The sequence below is a fragment of the Paenibacillus sp. NRS-1760 genome, assembly GCF_050467785.1.
Taxonomy (GTDB): Bacteria; Bacillota; Bacilli; order Paenibacillales; family Paenibacillaceae; genus Pristimantibacillus.
The window spans coordinates 1-17,331 of sequence record NZ_JBITPK010000018.1 but is presented as its reverse complement, the minus strand read 5'-3'; the positions used below and the strand labels follow the sequence as shown (position 1 = coordinate 17,331).

At 43.5% G+C, this 17,331-nt stretch carries 14 protein-coding genes; 10 read left to right on the top strand and 4 right to left on the bottom strand.

Translation table 11 applies throughout. From position 1 onward, the window contains the following. Positions 1-106 precede the first annotated feature (106 nt). Together ACIFSR_RS25615 and ACIFSR_RS25610 are read left to right on the top strand one after the other, a co-directional pair. Positions 107-931, top strand: a complete 825-nt coding sequence (locus ACIFSR_RS25615; RefSeq protein WP_430060963.1) for a polysaccharide deacetylase family protein — start codon at positions 107-109, stop codon at positions 929-931. A gap of 1 nt (position 932) precedes the next feature. Then, a complete protein-coding gene (locus ACIFSR_RS25610) occupies positions 933-1,772 on the top strand; it encodes a class I SAM-dependent methyltransferase (RefSeq protein ID WP_430060961.1) in 840 nt (279 codons plus the stop codon). Between the two features lie 101 nt (positions 1,773-1,873). Here ACIFSR_RS25610 and ACIFSR_RS25605 read toward each other — a convergent pair whose 3' ends face one another. Next, entirely contained in the window at positions 1,874-2,884 is a 1,011-nt protein-coding gene (locus ACIFSR_RS25605; protein ID WP_430060959.1) for a LacI family DNA-binding transcriptional regulator, read from the bottom strand. A gap of 255 nt (positions 2,885-3,139) precedes the next feature. On the opposite strand from ACIFSR_RS25605, the gene ACIFSR_RS25600 reads away from it, so the two are divergent. The 4 genes from ACIFSR_RS25600 to ACIFSR_RS25585 all read left to right on the top strand — a co-directional run bounded on the left by ACIFSR_RS25600 (position 3,140) and on the right by ACIFSR_RS25585 (position 8,430). Beyond that, positions 3,140-5,233 carry an amylo-alpha-1,6-glucosidase gene (locus ACIFSR_RS25600; RefSeq protein ID WP_430060957.1) on the top strand — a complete coding sequence of 698 codons (2,094 nt, stop codon included), beginning with the start codon at positions 3,140-3,142 and terminating at the stop codon, positions 5,231-5,233. 58 nt (positions 5,234-5,291) lie between these two features. Next, positions 5,292-6,611 (top strand): ABC transporter substrate-binding protein, encoded by a 1,320-nt coding sequence (locus ACIFSR_RS25595; protein ID WP_430060955.1) that lies wholly within the window; start codon positions 5,292-5,294, stop codon positions 6,609-6,611. A 76-nt stretch (positions 6,612-6,687) separates the two neighbouring features. Then, positions 6,688-7,587 carry a carbohydrate ABC transporter permease gene (locus ACIFSR_RS25590; RefSeq protein WP_430060953.1) on the top strand — a complete coding sequence of 300 codons (900 nt, stop codon included), beginning with the start codon at positions 6,688-6,690 and terminating at the stop codon, positions 7,585-7,587. A 12-nt stretch (positions 7,588-7,599) separates the two neighbouring features. Further along, the gene (locus ACIFSR_RS25585; RefSeq protein ID WP_076271479.1) at positions 7,600-8,430 is read left to right on the top strand and encodes a carbohydrate ABC transporter permease; all 831 of its coding nucleotides are present in this window, start codon (positions 7,600-7,602) and stop codon (positions 8,428-8,430) included. Between the two features lie 774 nt (positions 8,431-9,204). Here ACIFSR_RS25585 and ACIFSR_RS25580 read toward each other — a convergent pair. From ACIFSR_RS25580 to ACIFSR_RS25570, 3 genes are all read right to left on the bottom strand, one after another. Continuing rightward, on the bottom strand, positions 9,205-9,618 hold the full coding sequence (locus tag ACIFSR_RS25580; protein WP_430060951.1) for a DUF5412 family protein: 414 nt from the start codon (positions 9,616-9,618) through the stop codon (positions 9,205-9,207). A gap of 181 nt (positions 9,619-9,799) precedes the next feature. Beyond that, complete coding sequence (locus ACIFSR_RS25575; protein ID WP_430060949.1) at positions 9,800-10,672, bottom strand: carbohydrate ABC transporter permease; 873 nt, start codon at positions 10,670-10,672, stop codon at positions 9,800-9,802. Between the two features lie 15 nt (positions 10,673-10,687). Then, complete coding sequence (locus tag ACIFSR_RS25570) at positions 10,688-11,638, bottom strand: ABC transporter permease (RefSeq protein ID WP_339207058.1); 951 nt, start codon at positions 11,636-11,638, stop codon at positions 10,688-10,690. 141 nt (positions 11,639-11,779) lie between these two features. On the opposite strand from ACIFSR_RS25570, the gene ACIFSR_RS25565 reads away from it, so the two are divergent. The 4 genes from ACIFSR_RS25565 to ACIFSR_RS25550 all read left to right on the top strand — a co-directional run bounded on the left by ACIFSR_RS25565 (position 11,780) and on the right by ACIFSR_RS25550 (position 17,300). After that, positions 11,780-13,621 carry a cache domain-containing sensor histidine kinase gene (locus tag ACIFSR_RS25565; protein WP_430060947.1) on the top strand — a complete coding sequence of 614 codons (1,842 nt, stop codon included), beginning with the start codon at positions 11,780-11,782 and terminating at the stop codon, positions 13,619-13,621. Beyond that, a complete protein-coding gene (locus ACIFSR_RS25560; protein ID WP_430060945.1) occupies positions 13,599-15,209 on the top strand; it encodes a response regulator transcription factor in 1,611 nt (536 codons plus the stop codon). The genes ACIFSR_RS25565 and ACIFSR_RS25560 overlap by 23 nt, the downstream gene beginning before the upstream one ends. Positions 15,210-15,314: 105 nt before the next feature. After that, positions 15,315-17,000 (top strand): ABC transporter substrate-binding protein, encoded by a 1,686-nt coding sequence (locus ACIFSR_RS25555; protein WP_339207061.1) that lies wholly within the window; start codon positions 15,315-15,317, stop codon positions 16,998-17,000. 126 nt (positions 17,001-17,126) lie between these two features. After that, positions 17,127-17,300: a hypothetical protein gene (locus ACIFSR_RS25550; RefSeq protein WP_430060943.1), complete on the top strand. Its 174-nt coding sequence runs from the start codon at positions 17,127-17,129 to the stop codon at positions 17,298-17,300. The last annotated feature ends 31 nt before the right edge of the window (positions 17,301-17,331 follow it).

The window sequence follows — 17,331 nt, the reverse complement described above, 5'->3', positions numbered from 1 at the left end:
TATACAAGAAACTCTACTCCCTTCTATACAAAATTATTCAATCAAATACAAATGTTGCCATAATGTGAGGTTTGATGAATAATAGGGGGAGAAGGGTGGGATGGTCATGAATATGGCTTTTACTGTCGATGTAGAGGATTGGTTTTGCAGTCCGAACCTGTCTCTTTCCGAATGGGCTGACTGCGAATTAAGGCTTGAGCAGCCCGTTCATCAAATATTGGACCTTCTGGACGAATATGGGGCGACGGGCACTTTTTTTGTCCTGGGCTGGATCGCTGAGAAAAGGCCTGATTTGGTGAAAGAAATATATCGAAGAGGTCATGAAATTGCATCACACGGCTATTCCCATCGTCTCGTTTATGATCAATCAACACTAGAATTTAAAGCGGATATTAGGCTGTCAAAAGATATTTTAGAGCATTTGATCGGTTCAAAGGTGACTGGGTATCGTGCCCCCTGTTTTTCTATGACAGATTGGGGACTTGATATTTTAATAGAAGAAGGATTCGCTTACGATTCTAGTATTAGTCCGAATACACCAAATAACCTATATTCCAAGTTTAATTTGTCCTCGAAAGTTGCGCAATCTTTTAAAATAAAAGATCATCTATGGGAAGTGCCGTTGCCTGCTTTTCGCTTAGGCGGCGTTAATATTCCATGGGGCGGCGGAGGGTATTTTCGAATTTATCCTTATCGTTTTTTTTATAGCGGAGCACGAAAAATTATAGGCGATAAAGATTATTTCGTTTATTATATCCATCCCTATGATTTAGACTACGATCAACCGCAAATTTTCAACACCTCTTGGTCAAATGGCATTCGAAGATACTACGGATTAAGGTATACATACGCAAAAATAAAACAATTATTGTCGGATTTCAAATGTATGTCCATAAGTAAATATGATCCTCAAATCGGGGGGATACATTAGCGTGACCACGAAAACGGAGATTATGTCTAACCGGCGTTTATTGGATGGTGTCGCTTATTTATTTTGCAGAGAAATGGGGATTAGAAGGGTAAAGATACAGAAACCATCGGCAGAAGAAGTAAATATGCTCCTTATGAACGGCATTTTATCCGAAGATCTTAAGCTTGTGGAAAAATCATTTGGTTACGCATGTTATGAATATTACAGGCAGCTTTATGACCCCGATTCCTTTGACCACCTTCTTATCGCAGAGGCCAAAAATCGAAGGAAAATGCTGGACTTGTGCTGTGGGGGAGGGGCTACCGTATTCTCTTTACTTCAGAACGAGCCGGATATTATATATGGAATCGATTCGGACGCGCACCAGATCGGTCTTCTAGAAGCACTGCTCCACAGAAGTGAAGCTTCTAATAAAGTATTTACAACGATAGCAGATGCGCACCATATTCCGCTTGCGAACCATTCAGTTGATTTTGTCGTTTGTAGAGTAGCGCTGCAATATCTTCATGTGGAACAGGTGCTGCAGGAGGTTTTTCGTGTATTGTCCCCGCGAGGAAGGGTGTTTTTTCTCGTACATGGCTCGGGATATATATTGGATTATTTATTTGCGCGAAGAGCTATATTGAATAAAAAAAGTTTGAAATTTGCAATATATAAGCTTTTTCATTTAAGCAGTAAGGCTAAGGAGTTTAACCGCGCGCAAGCGAATTTTTTGACCGCAAAGGATTTGAAAGAGAAGCTGGCTGCTGCAGGATTTCGAGACATGAAGGTGCACACCCATAAAGAATGGATGAAAATGGGGGTGTTTCCGGTTTATTTTGCGGTAACGGCTGAGAACTGAATATCGTCTGCTCAAAGACAACGGTAACCCAAGTTAAGTAAACTTGGGTTATTGCTGCTTGACTATGTACTTTGTTTGCTACTCTCGAGTCAAAGCACATATTAAATACTGCGTACGCTGTCTCTAATCATAAGTTCTGTACCCAGCATGACATGGTGAATGATTTCTTTACCTTCGAGCATTTCAATAAGAATTTGCGCCGCTTGGGAGCCTAACTCGTATTTATGCTGGTGAACGGTAGTAAGCGCGGGTGTGCAATAAGCCGTCAAATCAATGTTGTCGAAGCCGATGATCGATATATCATCAGGTACCTTTTTCCCCATATCCTTAACGCCCTGCAAAGCCCCGAGAGCCATTAAGTCGCTGGAGCAAAATATAGCAGTCACTTCAGGACGGCTGGACAATATTTGGCGTGCGGCCTCTCTTCCACCATGCTCGGAAAATGAACCATTCAGCACAAGTGTTTCATCAAAGGGAACAATGCTGCTTTGCAGTGCTTGACGGTAGCCCTCTAGCCTAAGCAGGCTTACAGCTGCTTGCTCATGGCCGTTTATCATGGCGATATGGCGATGTCCTGATTCGAGCAGATGGTTGGTTGCCGCAAGAGCACCCGTTGTATTATCCGAAGTAACGTATCCGACGTTAGGCCCTTGAAGAGTGATATCAATAAGGACGCATGGAATATCAGACGATACGATTTCCTCCAAATAAGGATCGTCTAATCGAATACCCATGATGATAACCCCGTCTACGCCTCGTTCCTGGCATAATGTTTTATATGATTTTACCTTTTGTTTCTGAGGTGTTGTACTGAATAGGACAAGGTCATAATCGAGTTCGCCTGAACGATCATTTATTCCGCAAAGGACTTCGAATGCGATATTGTCTTTGGAGCTGTCTCTTGTAACATTGGAGAGAAGGAGGCCAAGTGTCTTTGTTTTTTTCGATATGAGCGACCTTGCAGCCATATTAGGGCTATAACCGAGCTGGTCTGCTATAGTCTTAATTTTGAGCCGAGTGCCCTCGTTAACGTCGTCATAGCCGTTCAAGGCACGCGATACTGTAGTAACAGATACACTAGCAGCTTTAGCTATATCTTTAATCGTAACCATACAATACCTCCGAAATGTTGAAAACATGTAATGTATTATGATAAAAATTAAAAAATAAATTGACTCTTGTAAATGCTTTCATCATGATCTATAATTCGATTATAACTTATCCGAAACGTTTTGGAAAGTTAGATTGCTTCGTCGAAATGAGTAAGCATATTTTTTTGCCTCTTTTCCGAAACGTTTCGGATAAACGAATGCTTGTTTGATTTAAGGGAATAAAAAAGCTATTACAAGAAGAAATGAGGGAAACACTTGGATTATCGAGTCATCAAAGAAAACGATCTATTCCTCATGACGGACCGGAATGGAGATATTCCGGAAGGTGATGTTTCAGGTCAGGGTCTTTACACAAAAGATACCCGGTTCATAAGCAGGATGGAGATCCGAATCAACGGTCAGAAGCCGATACTGCTGTCTTCAGCAGCGGATGAGAATTATATCTCTACGATTCGCCTTACCAATCCACATATGGAAGAGAAGGGCGAGCTTATCTTGTGGCGTGAGTCCGTAGAAATTGAACGTACACGCTTCATTTATGATGGAGCATTGTATGAGACGTTCAATCTCACCAGCTATTATCCTAAAGCCATTACATTTGATTTCTCCGTGTTATTGGATGCGGATTTTGCAGATATGTTTGTCGTTCGCGGCTTTCAGCATGGCGATTTGGGAAGAAAGACGGCAGAGAAAAGCGGCCAACGGGAAAGAGTAATTGGCTATCTCGGGGCTGACGATATACGCCGTGAAACGAAGATTAAATGGGATACAAATGAAAGTCGCATAGGCGAGACAGGTGAGCTTCATTTCGATGTGGAACTGAGCCATCGGGAAAGCCATGCAATCGCTTTCTATATTGCGCCAATCATTGACGGCAATGAGCCGCAGCAGCACGATCCGGCGGAAGCGATGGTTAAGCTTAGACAATCGTATGCGGATTGGAATGGATCATCCACATCCATCCAAACGGATGTACCGCTATTTAACAAGCTGCATCATCGCGGAGTGCAGGACTTAAGAGTTCTGCTTACGGATATCGGATATGGAGCATTCCCAGTTGCAGGCTTACCTTGGTTCTCGGTGCCATTTGGCCGTGATAGTTTAATTACTGCGCTGCAGATGTTATCCTTAAACCCGCAAATTGCTAAGGGAACGCTGCTCACGATGGCCGCTTATCAAGGCCAGAATGAAGATGAGTGGCGCGATGAGCAGCCAGGTAAAGTGATGCATGAAATTCGGTATGGCGAACTAGCAAGCACAAATCAGGTTCCATTTACGCCGTATTACGGCACGATTGATGCGACGCCGCTATTCCTTCTATTAGCTGCCGAGTATTATCACTGGACCGGAGATGCTCAGTTTATTAAAGAGCTAATGCCTCATCTTAATGCAGCACTCGCTTGGGTGAAGGAATATGGCGACTGCGACGATGATTCCTTTGTTGAGTACTATCAGAAATCTTCTAAAGGGATTGCCAATCAGGGGTGGAAAGATTCTGCGGATTCCGTTGTTCACCGCAACGGCGATTATGCAGAGGCTCCAATCGCGCTCGTCGAGGTTCAAGGTTATGTTTACCAAGCGCTTACAAGGCTTGCCCCTATATTCAAGAGCTTAGGCCACGAGGAACAAGCCGCTGGCATGGAGCAAGATGCAGAACAGCTTAGAGTTCGCTTTGAGCGCGATTTCTGGATGGAGGATGAGCAGTTTTACGCGATTGCGCTTGATAAGGATAAGAAGCGCGTAGATTCCGTCACTTCGAATTCAGGACATATTCTAATGTCGGGCATTGCTTCTCCTGAGCGTGCAAGCGCTGTTGCGAAAAGACTGGTTGCTCCTGACATGTTCGGTGGTTACGGCATTCGTACGATGAGTACGGAAGCAGCCGGCTACAACCCGATGAGCTACCATGACGGAAGCGTATGGCCGCATGACAACTCCGTTTGTTTGCTTGGTCTTAGTTATTTAGGCTTCCAAGAAGAAGCGATTACCGTCATGCAAGGACTATTGAATGCAGCAGCAAAGTTTGAGTATTACAGATTGCCTGAGCTGTTCTGCGGGTATGATGATTCGCTTGGTGCGCCAGTTCCTTACCCCGTTGCTTGCTCTCCGCAGGCATGGGCAGCAGGGACGCCGCTCACATTTGTACAAGCCTTGCTTGGGCTTCAGCCTAACGCTCTAACGAAGCAGATTACAATTAAGCCTTCTTTGCTTCAAGGGATGAACGAGCTTCTGGTAGAGCAAATGCAAATTGGCAGCGGCGCTCTAAGCCTGCGCGTTACTCGCGGTATCAATGGCCCAGAGGTGGAAATACTGTCTAATCTGACAGGATATGAGCTTCTCATTTCATAGGTTTCACGCTTTATGCTTTATATACAAAGTTCATATTACTAAGGAGGTTGTATGTAAGATGAAGAAAATAGGGGTTTCAATTTTATCTTTAATGCTGGTAGTTGTTCTTATGTTAACGGCTTGTGGCAAGGGCAATGAAGGCAACAAAAACACTGGTAATACAGCAACGAACGGCGGTACAGAACAAGAGGCGACAAAAGAGCCAGCCGCTGAGAAGGTAACCGTTACACTTGCAGGTTGGGGAGCAAGTCCAGAAGAGCAGGATTTGCTAAACCAAACGTTAAAGGAATTTGAAGCAAAATATCCAAATGTAAAGGTTAATTATGAAGTAATTGCCGATCAATACATGGATGTTATCAAAACAAGACTTATTGGCGGTGAAGGCCCAGACGTCTTCTACCTGGACGCATTCGAAGCACCTGCACTTATTGAGCGTAATGTTCTAGAGCCACTTGATAGCTATGTGACACCAGAATTTGATGTTGCAGACTTTGAACAGCCTATGGTTGATGCTTTCAAACAAGATGGCGTTTCCTACGGTTTCCCTAAAGATTTCTCTACGCTTGCAATGTTCTACAACAAAAAAGACTTTGCAGAAGCAGGAATTACTGCTCCCCCAACAACTTGGGATGAGCTGAAAGAAGCAGCAGTTAAGCTTACTAAAAAAGAAGGCGACAAAACGGTTCGCTTTGGCTTTGGTGTTGCGCCTGAGCTTGCACGTCAAATGTTCATGATTCAAGCATTCGGCGGTAAAGTAGCAGATGAGAATGGCAATGCTGCATTCGCGGCTCCAGATGCGCTTAAAGGTTTGCAGCTTGTAACGGATATGCACAATGCAGACAAATCATCCGGCGAGCCAAAAGAAGTAGGCGCTGGCTGGGGCGGAGAAATGTTCGGTCAAGGCAAAGCTTCCATCGTATTCGAAGGAAACTGGGCAATTCCATTCTTGGAGTCCAACTACAAGGATCTAGATTACGGCACAGCTGAGCTTCCAACTGTAAATGGCAAACAAGGCACTATGGCTTTCACTGTTGCTTATGTAATGAACAAGCAATCGAAGAAAAAAGAAGCAGCTTGGCAGTTGATCTCCTTCTTGACAGGTAAAGAAGGAATGAAAACGTGGACGAGCAAAGGTTTCGCGCTTCCGACTCGTAAATCGGTATCACAAGAGCTTGGCTATGATAAAGATGAGCTTCGCAGTGCAATTGTAGCAGGCGCTTCTTATGCAACGCCTTGGCAAGCAGGCTCCACTCTTCCTACAATCATGAGCAACTTCAACAACCAATTCGTAGATACATTTATGGGTAATTCGAAGCTTGAAGATGCAATGAAGAAAGCAGAATCGGTTGCGAATAAGGAAATCGCAGCAGCGAAGTAAGCGAGGTGAAGGAGGGAGGGCGCAAGACGCTCCCTCCTTCAATCTCTGATATTGATATGAAAGGAGAAGGTGCAGCATGACCCATGTCTCTTCATGGAGAAGAAAGCTGAAAAATAACGTAACCGGCTATCTGTTCCTGCTTCCAACCATTCTAGTTCTTGGTACTTTTTTGTTCTTGCCTGTATTCTATTCCCTTTATTTATCGGGACATAAGGTCAATCTGCTTGGCGAAGTAAGCTACAAATGGGTAGGAGTTAATAATTTCACGCGTATGGCAGGCGATGAAAGAGCCTGGATTGCGCTTAAGAACACAGCATCCTTTGCTTTGTTTGTTGTGCCGCTGCAAACGGTGTTTGCTATTTTACTAGCTGTTATTTTGAATGCTAAGCTCAAATTCAAAAACTTCTTCCGTATCGTATTTTTTATGCCGACCATTACTTCGTCGGCGGTACTATCACTTATATTTATGTGGATATACAATTCAAACGGTCTTTTGAACCGAGTGCTTGAATTTATCGGTTTGCATGGATACAACTGGCTTGGAGATCCTGCGGTCGCCATGAAGGCGATCATGCTTATGAATATATGGTCTACCGCTCCATTTTTTATGGTTGTTTTCTTGGCTGCATTACAAGACATTCCTGATGCGCTGTACGAGTCAGCTATGCTAGACGGGGCAGGAGGCTGGAGGAGATTTATTTCCATCACGCTGCCGCTAATTAAGCCTGCGACCTTCTTTACGGTCGTTATGGGTATTATCGGTACCTTCCAACTCTTCGACCAATCTTATATTTTCTCAGCAGGTTCAGGCGGACCGAATAACTCGACCTTGACCGTAGCTCTGCTTATTTATCAATATGCTTTCAAAAATCTCGACTTCGGCTATGCCTCTGCGCTCGCTGTCATGCTGGCTGCTGTCATTATGATCGTGACGCTGATACAGCGTAAGCTATTTGCCGAAGAAAAGCTGAACTAGGAGGGCGACTAGATGGTATTTCAACAATCCAAATGGGGAAAGGCGATTCTTTATTTCCTGTTATTCTCATACGGCTGCATCACTGTTGCTCCTTTTCTATGGGCGCTTTCCTCTTCGTTTAAGCCGCTCAGTGAGATTGTTTCCGGGGGCATCAACTTTATTCCGAAAGAATTCACCTTGCAGAACTATTATGATATTTTCGTGAAAGAGCCGCTTTTCCTCAGGTGGATGTACAACAGTGCCTTGATTGCAGTTGTTGCGACGGTTTGCAATACGCTGTTCAACTCAATGGCGGGTTATGCACTTGCACGTATTGAATTTGCCGGCAACAAAATCATGTTCATCCTTATCTTAGCGGTGCAGATGATTCCAGGCCAACTGACGATCGTACCCGCTTACTTAATTATGAAGCAGCTCGATTTGTTAAACACCTATGCCGCACTGACTTTGCCGATGATGGCGAATGCGACGTTTATCTTTATGATGCGGCAATTTTTCCTTAGCTTCCCGAAAGAGCTTGAGGAGGCAGCCGAGATGGACGGGCTTAATCGGTTCGGCGTGTTTTTCCGCATTGCATTGCCGCTTGCGATACCTGCATTAGCAGCTCAAACGATCTTCGTTTTCATGGGTGCATGGAACGAGTTCCTGAAGCCGCTCATGTTCATGTCCGACAAGTCGATGTTTACGTTAACGCTCGGTCTGAATACGTTCAAAGGGCAGTACATTAGCCACTGGAACTACATTATGGCTGCATCGATGGTATTTACGCTTCCAGCGCTGCTGATTTATGCGTTCTTCAATCGATTCTTTATTAAAGGAATTACGTTTACCGGCGGTAAATAACATAGTAACGAAACGGGGCTGTCCTGAGGTCATTTAGACCTCTTGGGACAGCCCCGTTTTTAATTGATTCACATATGCATAATGAGACATAGGGTGCTCAGTGGGCAGGCTGTGAGCGGTAATAAGCCTAATTTCTAGCCCTATTTTTACTAAGCGGGCTGATTGGACGAAAATAGGACTAGATTGTAGCTCTATTTTTGACTGAAACGGATACTATGGGGTAATTGGCAGCTCACGAGCGAAAATAAGCCTAATTTCTAGCCCTATTTTTACTAAACGGGCTGATTGGGTGAAAATAGGACTAGATTGTAGATCTATTTTAGTTCGAAAAGGATACAAAGAGGCGATTGGCAGGTCACGAGAGAAAATAAGCCTAATTTCTAGCCCTATTTTTACTAAACGGGCTGATTGGGCGAAAATAGGACTAGATTGTAGATCTATTTTTGACTGAAACGGATACTATGGGGTAATTGGCAGGTCACGAGAGAAAATAAGCCTAATTTCTAGCCCTATTTTTACTAAGCGGGCTGATTGGGCGAAAATAAGACTAGATTGCAGCTCTATTTTAGTCCGAAAAGGATACAAAGAGGCGATTGGCAGGTCACGAGCGATAATAAGCCTATTTTATAGTCCTATTTTTGCGAAGAGGGCTGTTTTGATGAAAATAGGGCTAGATTGTAGATCTAAATCTGTTTGAGTCGAGTATAGAGGGGCATATGGCAGAAAAGCCTAAGTTATGATCATGATTGCTGTGCAGGGCAAGTCAGCTCTCCATTATGGATGTCTAAAGTCGAATTTATCGTGAGGAACATCAAGACTATGACCATTAATGATGACGGTATCGTTATCGCTCCAAGTGATGACCGCCTGATCCTCGCGAGCGCTCCAATAAATATTTTTGGTTTTATGATTGCGTTTAATTAATACCAATTCACCGCGAATCATCAAAGGAGTAGTCGCTCCTCCATTTATAAGGTACGCTTTTAAACGGTAAGTCCCATCAGGGGAAGCAGCCTCTATAAGAAATTTCCCCTTCGGCAGTCTGCCCATGTCATAGAAGAGCCAATAGACGCCATAACCAATAGTTAAGGCGAAGAATGTGCAGATAGAAATAAATATGATGAGCAGCTTTTTTAAAATTTTCTTTTTCTCGCTCGCCGCTTGAACATCAATATTTTCATCGAACAACGGTATCATCTCCTGGAAAATTTGGATAACATTAGAATATTACAAGTTACACTCCGGAGAAACCAAATGCGAATCATAACAACAATTAGATATAAACGATGCCCTGCCGAATAAAACAAAAAAAGCAGCCCAATCGGGCTGCTTTTTATTTTATTAATCGGAGCTGGGAAGCAGCAAGAGCTTATTCCTTAACCGCGCCAATGACAATCCCTTTTACAAAGTAACGCTGCAAGAAAGGATAAACCAATAGAATCGGTAATGCGCCGATAAAGATCTGCGATGCGCTAATGGTTCTTTGCGACATATTGGCAACCATTTGTGGATCAAGCTTAGTCATATCCTTTTGAACGATAATCGTTTGCATGAAGCTTGCAAGAGGCAGCTTCTCGGCATCCTTCATATAGATAATACCGTCGAAATAGGAATTCCAATGTCCGACCATAATAAACAAGGAAACCGTTGCAATCGCAGGCAAGGAGATCGGCAAATAAATCATGAAGAAAGTGCGCAGCTGGCCGGCTCCATCAATGAAAGCAGCTTCTTCCAGATCCTTAGGAACAGTACGGAAGAAGTTTAGCAAAAGAATAACGTTATAAACGCCGACTGTACCCGGTAGGATAAGCGCCCATAAAGTATTCATTAGTCCGAGGTTAAGGATGAGGAGGTAGCTTGGAATAAGTCCGCCTGCAAATAGCATCGTAACGACAAAATACCAAAGATAAACATTGCGAGCACGGAAGATATGAGAATCTTTGGACAGGGCATAAGCAGCAAGTGTACTAACTAGCATAGCAAGCGCCGTACCAAGGATGGTCCGCTGTGTCGACACCCACAAGGAAGTAAGGAAATTGCTGTTGTTGAACGTCTTAGCATAGGCTTCTAATGTGAAACCGATCGGCCAAAAAGTGACCAATCCCGCGTTGGCGGGAGCGGACGCACTCATGGAAACCATGAGAAGGTGATATAGCGGCAGCAAGCATAGTATGGAAAGAAGAATCAAAAACACGTTGTTAAATATGCTGAAAATACGGTATGGCAGTGTTTTATGGTGCATACGTTGTCACCCTTTCTAGAAGATTCGGTAACCGGCAAATTTATAAGCAAGACGATAAGAGATTACGATTAGAATCAAGCTGATCCCTGATTTAAACAGGCTAACTGCTGTTGCAAAGCTGAATTGACCGCTGAGTAGACCTTCACGATAGACAAAGGTGTCAATAATATCACCCTGCTGATAAATCAAAGGACTGTACAAGTTGAACACTTGGTCGAAGTTTGCATTTAGTACGTTACCAAGCGCCAAGGTTGCAACTACAATCGCAATTGGAATGAGTGATGGAATTGTAATATGCGTCGTTTGCTTGATACGGCCTGCACCGTCAACTTCAGCAGCTTCATAAAGTGCTGGATTAATACCGGCAAGCGCTGCAAGGAAGATAATCGTATTGAATCCAAATTCCTTCCACACATCACTAAAAATAATGGTGAAGCGGAACCAGGCGCCATCGCCCAAAAAGAAAATCGGCTTAATGCCGAATACATTGCTTATAAATTGATTAATAATTCCTGTCTGTGCGAGCATATCGATCAAAATTCCGGATAGCGTGACCCAGGAAAGGAAATGCGGCAGATAGACGAGCGTTTGGATTGATCTTTTGAGCCCCATGTTCCTGACTTCATTCAGAAGCAAAGCAAAAATGAACGGAATGATCAAGTTCAGCACGATTTTGGAGCAAGCAAAAAATAGGGTGTTCCACGTAATTTGCAAGAAATAATCATTTTGAAACATATATTCAAAATGCTTCAAGCCTACCCATGGAGAGCCCATCATTCCAAGTGAAGCTTTATAATCTTGAAACGCCATCATAATACCTGTCATCGGTATATAGGAGAAGATGAAAACCGAAAGTACCGCCGGCAGCACCATGAAATGCAGCATCCAAGGTTGTTTATATTTGTGTTTTGTTTTTGCTCGTGGTGTGGTCTCCAAAGTCACTTGCTTTTCTGTGTTTGCTTCCATAGCTATCCCCCGTTCCATAAAATTGGTTTGTGTATAATAAGAAACCCTGCTATATATAGTAACAAGCATTTCTCTTACTGGACTATAGGACAATGTTAGGATTGATATGGTTTTGTTAGGGGATATCGTCTGGAGGAATGAATGATGGAGATTAGTAACGGTCTTGCTTTTGTCAAAAGAAAGATGGGTGCTCGGTTTAGTCTGTTTTCTAAAATGAATGGGTTGATCTTAATTTTGTTCATCCCCATTGTGATCATGTATACGTATTCAAACGACGTGGCCTTTAACGTTGTCAGCAAGGAGCTTAAGCTATCGAACACGAGACAGTTGTCCTTTTTGTCCAGTCAAATTGACTCGCGGATTAATCAGATGGTCGATTTCTCCAATACATTCTCGAAAGATCCGAATGTGCAGAGATTTAATGGGCTTAAAATATGGGAAGATCGTTATGACCGCATGCAGACTAGGTTTATCGTTCAAGAGAAGATGGCACTGCAATCAGGCGTCATTAACATATGGCCAGTCAGATACACCGTTTACTCGCAGCAAAACAAAGAGTTAATATCAAATTACAACAATCCTGCTGAGTACGATGAGGAATTTTTAAAGCGAAATATGAGCGGGAAATGGACCTATGGCAATGGCGAAGCTAAGGCCGATAATGAACCTAGTTACTTTCATTGGTTTTATACCGAATCATATGGCCAGCAAGGTAAACTGAATGGAAGCAATCTGGTCATTGAAGCGAGCTTCAGTTATGAAAATATCCAAAACATGCTGGACACCTATAAATCAGGCGGACAGGGCGACCCGATTTTTTATCATAAAGGGGACGCTCCGATTACGAACCGCAGTGCGGATCAACAGCTTTCAGGAGAGTTGGTTTCCTACTTGGACGAGCAGTCGCTGGAAGACACAACACAGCAGGTAGTGAAGCTGCATGGTGAGAACTATTTGGTGAGCTCGGTTAAATCAACTTATTTGGGCTGGCATTTGGTTGATGTTGTTCCGCTCGATCAAATATTGAAGCCGATATCGATCACTCGCAATTTGTTTTATGTTTCAATGATTTTGTTATTTGTTGTGGGCATATCTGCTTCCATTCTGCTTTACCGTAATGTGCAACGGCCGATCAGGCAATTGATCAAGGGTTTGCAAAGCGTACAGCGGGGGGACTTCTCGTTTCGGATCAGCTCAAGCGTAAATAATGAATTTTCATTTTTATTTTACCGTTTTAACGATATGTCACGACAAATCCAAGACTTAATTGAAAATGTGCTGAATGAAAAAATTCGGTCAAGGGAAGCGACATTGAAGCAATTACAGGCGCAAATTAATCCGCATTTTCTATATAACTGTCTGGGTTATATAATTAATATGGCACAGATGAAAGAACAGGAAGCGGTTGTGTCGATGGCATACAACTTAAGCGCCTATTATCGCTATACGACTCGAACGGAGAGACAAACCGCTGCGCTGGACGAAGAAATTAAATTACTTATTAATTATTTGGACATTCAGAAGCTGCGCAACGGCAGAATTGATTATACAATAGATATCCCAGCAGAAATGATGAAGCAGCGCATACCGCCGCTTATGCTTCAACCTATCGTAGAAAATGCGGTCATTCATGGTATAGGAAAATCCTATACATCTGGAGAAATTCGAATTACCGGTGAGATGTCAGACGGGTTATGCAAAATATATATCGATGACGATGGACCGGAGCTTGAGTCAAGTGTGCTTGAAGCGTTGAATGCAAAAATGAGCGAGCCATTGAAAGAGGAAATGGGCTGCGGTCTTTGGAATACGAATCAGCGTATCATTCATCAATTTGGCGATAAATCTTATTTATGCTTCAAAAAATCGCCATTAGGAGGATTTCGGACAGAAATCGTATGGGAAACAGCATCTGGAGAAGAACAGAGACCTCATCCTACTTTACAAGGAGATACACAACATGCAGATGATAATCGTAGATGATGAAGCACACTGGGTAGAGAATTTATCAATGCACAAACCTTGGCATACACTTGGTATTGAGCAGGTTCATAAAGCTTACTCTGCACATGAGGCGCTTCAAATTATAGAAACGAATCCCATTGATATTGTCATATCCGATATTTTAATGCCCGAAATGACAGGGCTTGAACTCATAGAGAAAATACGAGAACGCGATAAAAGAATGAAATGTATTATTTTATCAGGACATTCGGACTTTGAATTTGCCAAAAAGGCGGTTCAAAATCAAACGGTAGATTATTTGCTAAAGCCGCCAACGGATAACGAGCTGTTCAGTGCGGTTAAGACTGCGATTGACCAATTGCAAGCGGAGTGGGAAGCGGTTAGCTCACAGGAGCGGACAGAATATACGCTGAGGGAGAATCTGCCGCTGCTGCGCGGTCAGTTGCTGATTGATGCGCTAAAAGGCTACCGAATGTCTGCTGATGAATGGACTCGAAAGCTTGAAAGCTACGGCTTGCCGTTCAGCTATGGAGACTGCACATTGCTGCTCGTACGTATGGAAGAGGAATTTGGGCAATATACAAGTAATGGTCAACAGCTGATGGAATATGCCATTATCAATATGGCGGAAGAGATCTTCAGTGAATTTTCTGAAGTATGGGGAGTTAAGGAGGAGCATGGTTATTTAGTGTTCTTGCTTCAACTGAAGGATAAGGGTTCAATCCCTGGAAAAGAGAAGATTTTGGAGAAGCTTGCGATTCAGCTTCAGCATAAAGTAAAACAATTTTTGAAGGGCTCCTTATCCATCGTACTATCAGAATCTTTCAAGTTTCCTGAACAGCTTCAGGAAAATTATCGCAAATCATTTGCTTACTTTAGGCAAATCGTAGGGGACGAGCGAGAATTTGTTATGCGGGTTGGCGATATGGAGCCAAGCGTTTCACATGGTCCGTTGGACGCTCTTTATATGCCGCCGTCTTTAATCAGCTTATTAGAGGCGGGGCGCTGGGAGGCTGCGGAGGATAAGCTGGTGGGCGTTTGCGCGGAGCTCGACGAGAGATGGTCCGACTCATGGGAGCATTGCATGGAGGCTGGATTTTTGATCGCCTCCTCGTTCACACAGCTGGCACATCGGAACGGGCATACGCTGGTCAAGCTGCTAGGAGCAGATATGGAGCCTTTGCAAAGCGGAGAAGCTTTTACATCGATCAGCAAGCTGCGCAAATGGTCGCTTAACGTGCTTTCGAAGCTGAAGGACGGCACCTCAAGTGAAATTAAAGATATACGTTCTTCTTATGTGAGGAAGATTCAACATTTCGCGGAGGAGCATCTTCACGAAGACGTTTCTTTGCGAGCGCTCGCTGACCATGTGAATTTGCATCCTACCCATCTGTCCAAAATATATAAGATTGAGACGGGTGAAGGCATAAGTGATTATATATCACGTCTGCGCATGGAACGTGCCTGCCACAAGCTAAAAACAACAAGCAAAAAGATTTATGAAATTAGCATGGAAATCGGCTATTTGGACCCGGCTTATTTTATCAAAGTGTTCAAACGCCAATATGGTGTAACGCCGCAGGAATATAGGGACGGCAATCAATAGCCTAACAGAGTCCTATGGAAACTAACAATGTCCTATAGATACCCCCCCGTACAAATTGTTAAAGTTACTCATGTAAGGATCTTACACCGTAGGGGGAAAAGAAAAATGGCTAAATTCAAAAAAGCAGGGCTTCTACTTGCAGCTTTGGGACTCGTTTTCGTTACAGCTTGCAGCGGTAATACCGGCAAGAACGTAAACAAAGAAGAGTCAGGTTCAACGAATACTAGTACTAGTACAGCTGATAGCGCATTCGCCGCTGGCAAATACGATCCACCGATTGAAATCAGCACCGTATTGATGCCGATTAAGAACTATGGCGGTAAAGGCGATACGAAGGAAAACAACGTCCACGATCGTTGGATGCTTGAAACACTTGGTATTAAACATAAGGATACTTGGTATCCAGCAAGTGATGATCAATACAGACAAAAGCTTCAACTTGCTATTTCTTCAGGTGAGAAGCTTCCGGATTTTGTAAAGGTACCAACAAACGCTGTATTGACTAACCAACTTATCGATTCTGGTCAATTTATTGCAATTGATGAGCTGTTTGACAAGTACGCAACAAAAGTTTGGAAGGACCATGCTGAGAAAAACCCTGAACTTTGGTATCCCTTCACAAGAGATGGCAAGAAATACAATGTGCCATTGATGGAGTACACGAACAATGACAACACGCTGCTTTGGCTTCGTGAAGATTGGATGGAGAAGCTGAAACTAGAGGCTCCAAAAACAATTGCAGATCTAGAAGTCATTATGGACAAATTCAAAAACGAGAACCCTGACGGCCTAGCGCCAAAAGATGTTTATCCACTAGCGATTTCTTTGAAAGGCGCTACGAACACTTGGATGGGCGGACTTGATTGGTTATTCGGTGCTTATGGTTCTGTTCAAGAGCAATGGAACAAAGATAAAGACGGAAATCTTGAATACGGTTCCGTAAATCCAGGAGCAAAAGCAGCACTTGCTAAGCTTCAAGAATGGATGAACAAAGGTTATATCCATGCAGACTCCGCTTTGTGGGATGAAGGCAAGTCAGCAGAAAGCTGGACAAAAGGCGCAGCAGGCATCTTGCCAGGCGCAAACTGGGTACCAGATTGGCCGGCTCCAGATTTGTTGAAAAACGTACCAGGCTCCAAATATAAAGCTTACCCGGTACCTGCAGGTCCGGATGGTTACATGGGTACAAAATGGCAGAACTCTGGCGTAAACGCTAGTATTATGATCAACAAGGATGCGAAGCATCCGGAAGCTATTTTCTTGTACTACAACTACTTGCTTGAAAACCTAGCGAATCCTACGGTTGGCAGCAAATATGAACATGGCTTTGCTCAAGGTTATGACTGGGATATCGTAGACGGTCAACCAACGAGCAACAAGGATAAAATCCCTGGATTTACGAACGAATTCCCGTTCATTACAGGTCCGGCTCGTATTCCTGATCTATTTATGACAACTTTGGTTAAGCTTGCTGACGGAGCTGCTCCGGAAACACCTTACGAGAAACAAACGGCTGAATTCCGCAAACCTGAAAACTGGTATGCAGCAAAAGTCGTTATGGATCAAAAGGATATTCGCAAACAAAACTACTTTACAGGTGCAGCAACAGAAACAATGGTTTCGAAATGGAATTTGCTGCGTCAATCCGAGATGGAAACGTTCAACAAAATCATCTACGGCAAATTGCCAGTTGATGCTTTCGATGAGTTTGTATCCAGCTGGAAAGCAAATGGCGGAGACCAAATCACGAAAGAAGTTAATGAGTGGTTCCAATCCGTTTCTAAAAAATAATGATCTTGGCCCGCAGAGTCTTCTGCGGGCTTTTTTTTTGTGTGTTGGGTTATGTGGTGTGAATGGGGAGGAGGTGGGTGGCACGAACAAGATAAAAAGGGGGAGAGAGCGGCTGGTGCGTGGAAGGTGGATTATTACGTAGAACAGTGCTGCGTGAAGCGGATAGAGCAGACCTGCTTGAGCGTAACGGACACCAGAGCGCTTATTTGTGTAGAATCGGCTGTTATTGCAGAGCTAACGGACATATGTTCCGTTATTTGGGCTAAAGCGATTGATTTTAGCGCCTTTTCACTAGAATAACGGAACCTATCTATATAGCCCCCTAATCCAT

What these genes read in the sequence shown, in the direction of transcription:
- ACIFSR_RS25615 (WP_430060963.1), top strand. Translation starts at nt 107, where the DNA reads ATGAATATGGCTTTTACTGTCGATGTAGAGGATTGGTTTTGCAGTCCG.
- ACIFSR_RS25605 (WP_430060959.1), bottom strand. Translation starts at nt 2,884, where the DNA reads ATGGTTACGATTAAAGATATAGCTAAAGCTGCTAGTGTATCTGTTACT.
- ACIFSR_RS25595 (WP_430060955.1), top strand. Translation starts at nt 5,292, where the DNA reads ATGAAGAAAATAGGGGTTTCAATTTTATCTTTAATGCTGGTAGTTGTT.
- ACIFSR_RS25590 (WP_430060953.1), top strand. Translation starts at nt 6,688, where the DNA reads ATGACCCATGTCTCTTCATGGAGAAGAAAGCTGAAAAATAACGTAACC.
- ACIFSR_RS25585 (WP_076271479.1), top strand. Translation starts at nt 7,600, where the DNA reads ATGGTATTTCAACAATCCAAATGGGGAAAGGCGATTCTTTATTTCCTG.
- ACIFSR_RS25575 (WP_430060949.1), bottom strand. Translation starts at nt 10,672, where the DNA reads ATGCACCATAAAACACTGCCATACCGTATTTTCAGCATATTTAACAAC.
- ACIFSR_RS25570 (WP_339207058.1), bottom strand. Translation starts at nt 11,638, where the DNA reads ATGGAAGCAAACACAGAAAAGCAAGTGACTTTGGAGACCACACCACGA.
- ACIFSR_RS25565 (WP_430060947.1), top strand. Translation starts at nt 11,780, where the DNA reads ATGATGGAGATTAGTAACGGTCTTGCTTTTGTCAAAAGAAAGATGGGT.
- ACIFSR_RS25560 (WP_430060945.1), top strand. Translation starts at nt 13,599, where the DNA reads ATGCAGATGATAATCGTAGATGATGAAGCACACTGGGTAGAGAATTTA.
- ACIFSR_RS25555 (WP_339207061.1), top strand. Translation starts at nt 15,315, where the DNA reads ATGGCTAAATTCAAAAAAGCAGGGCTTCTACTTGCAGCTTTGGGACTC.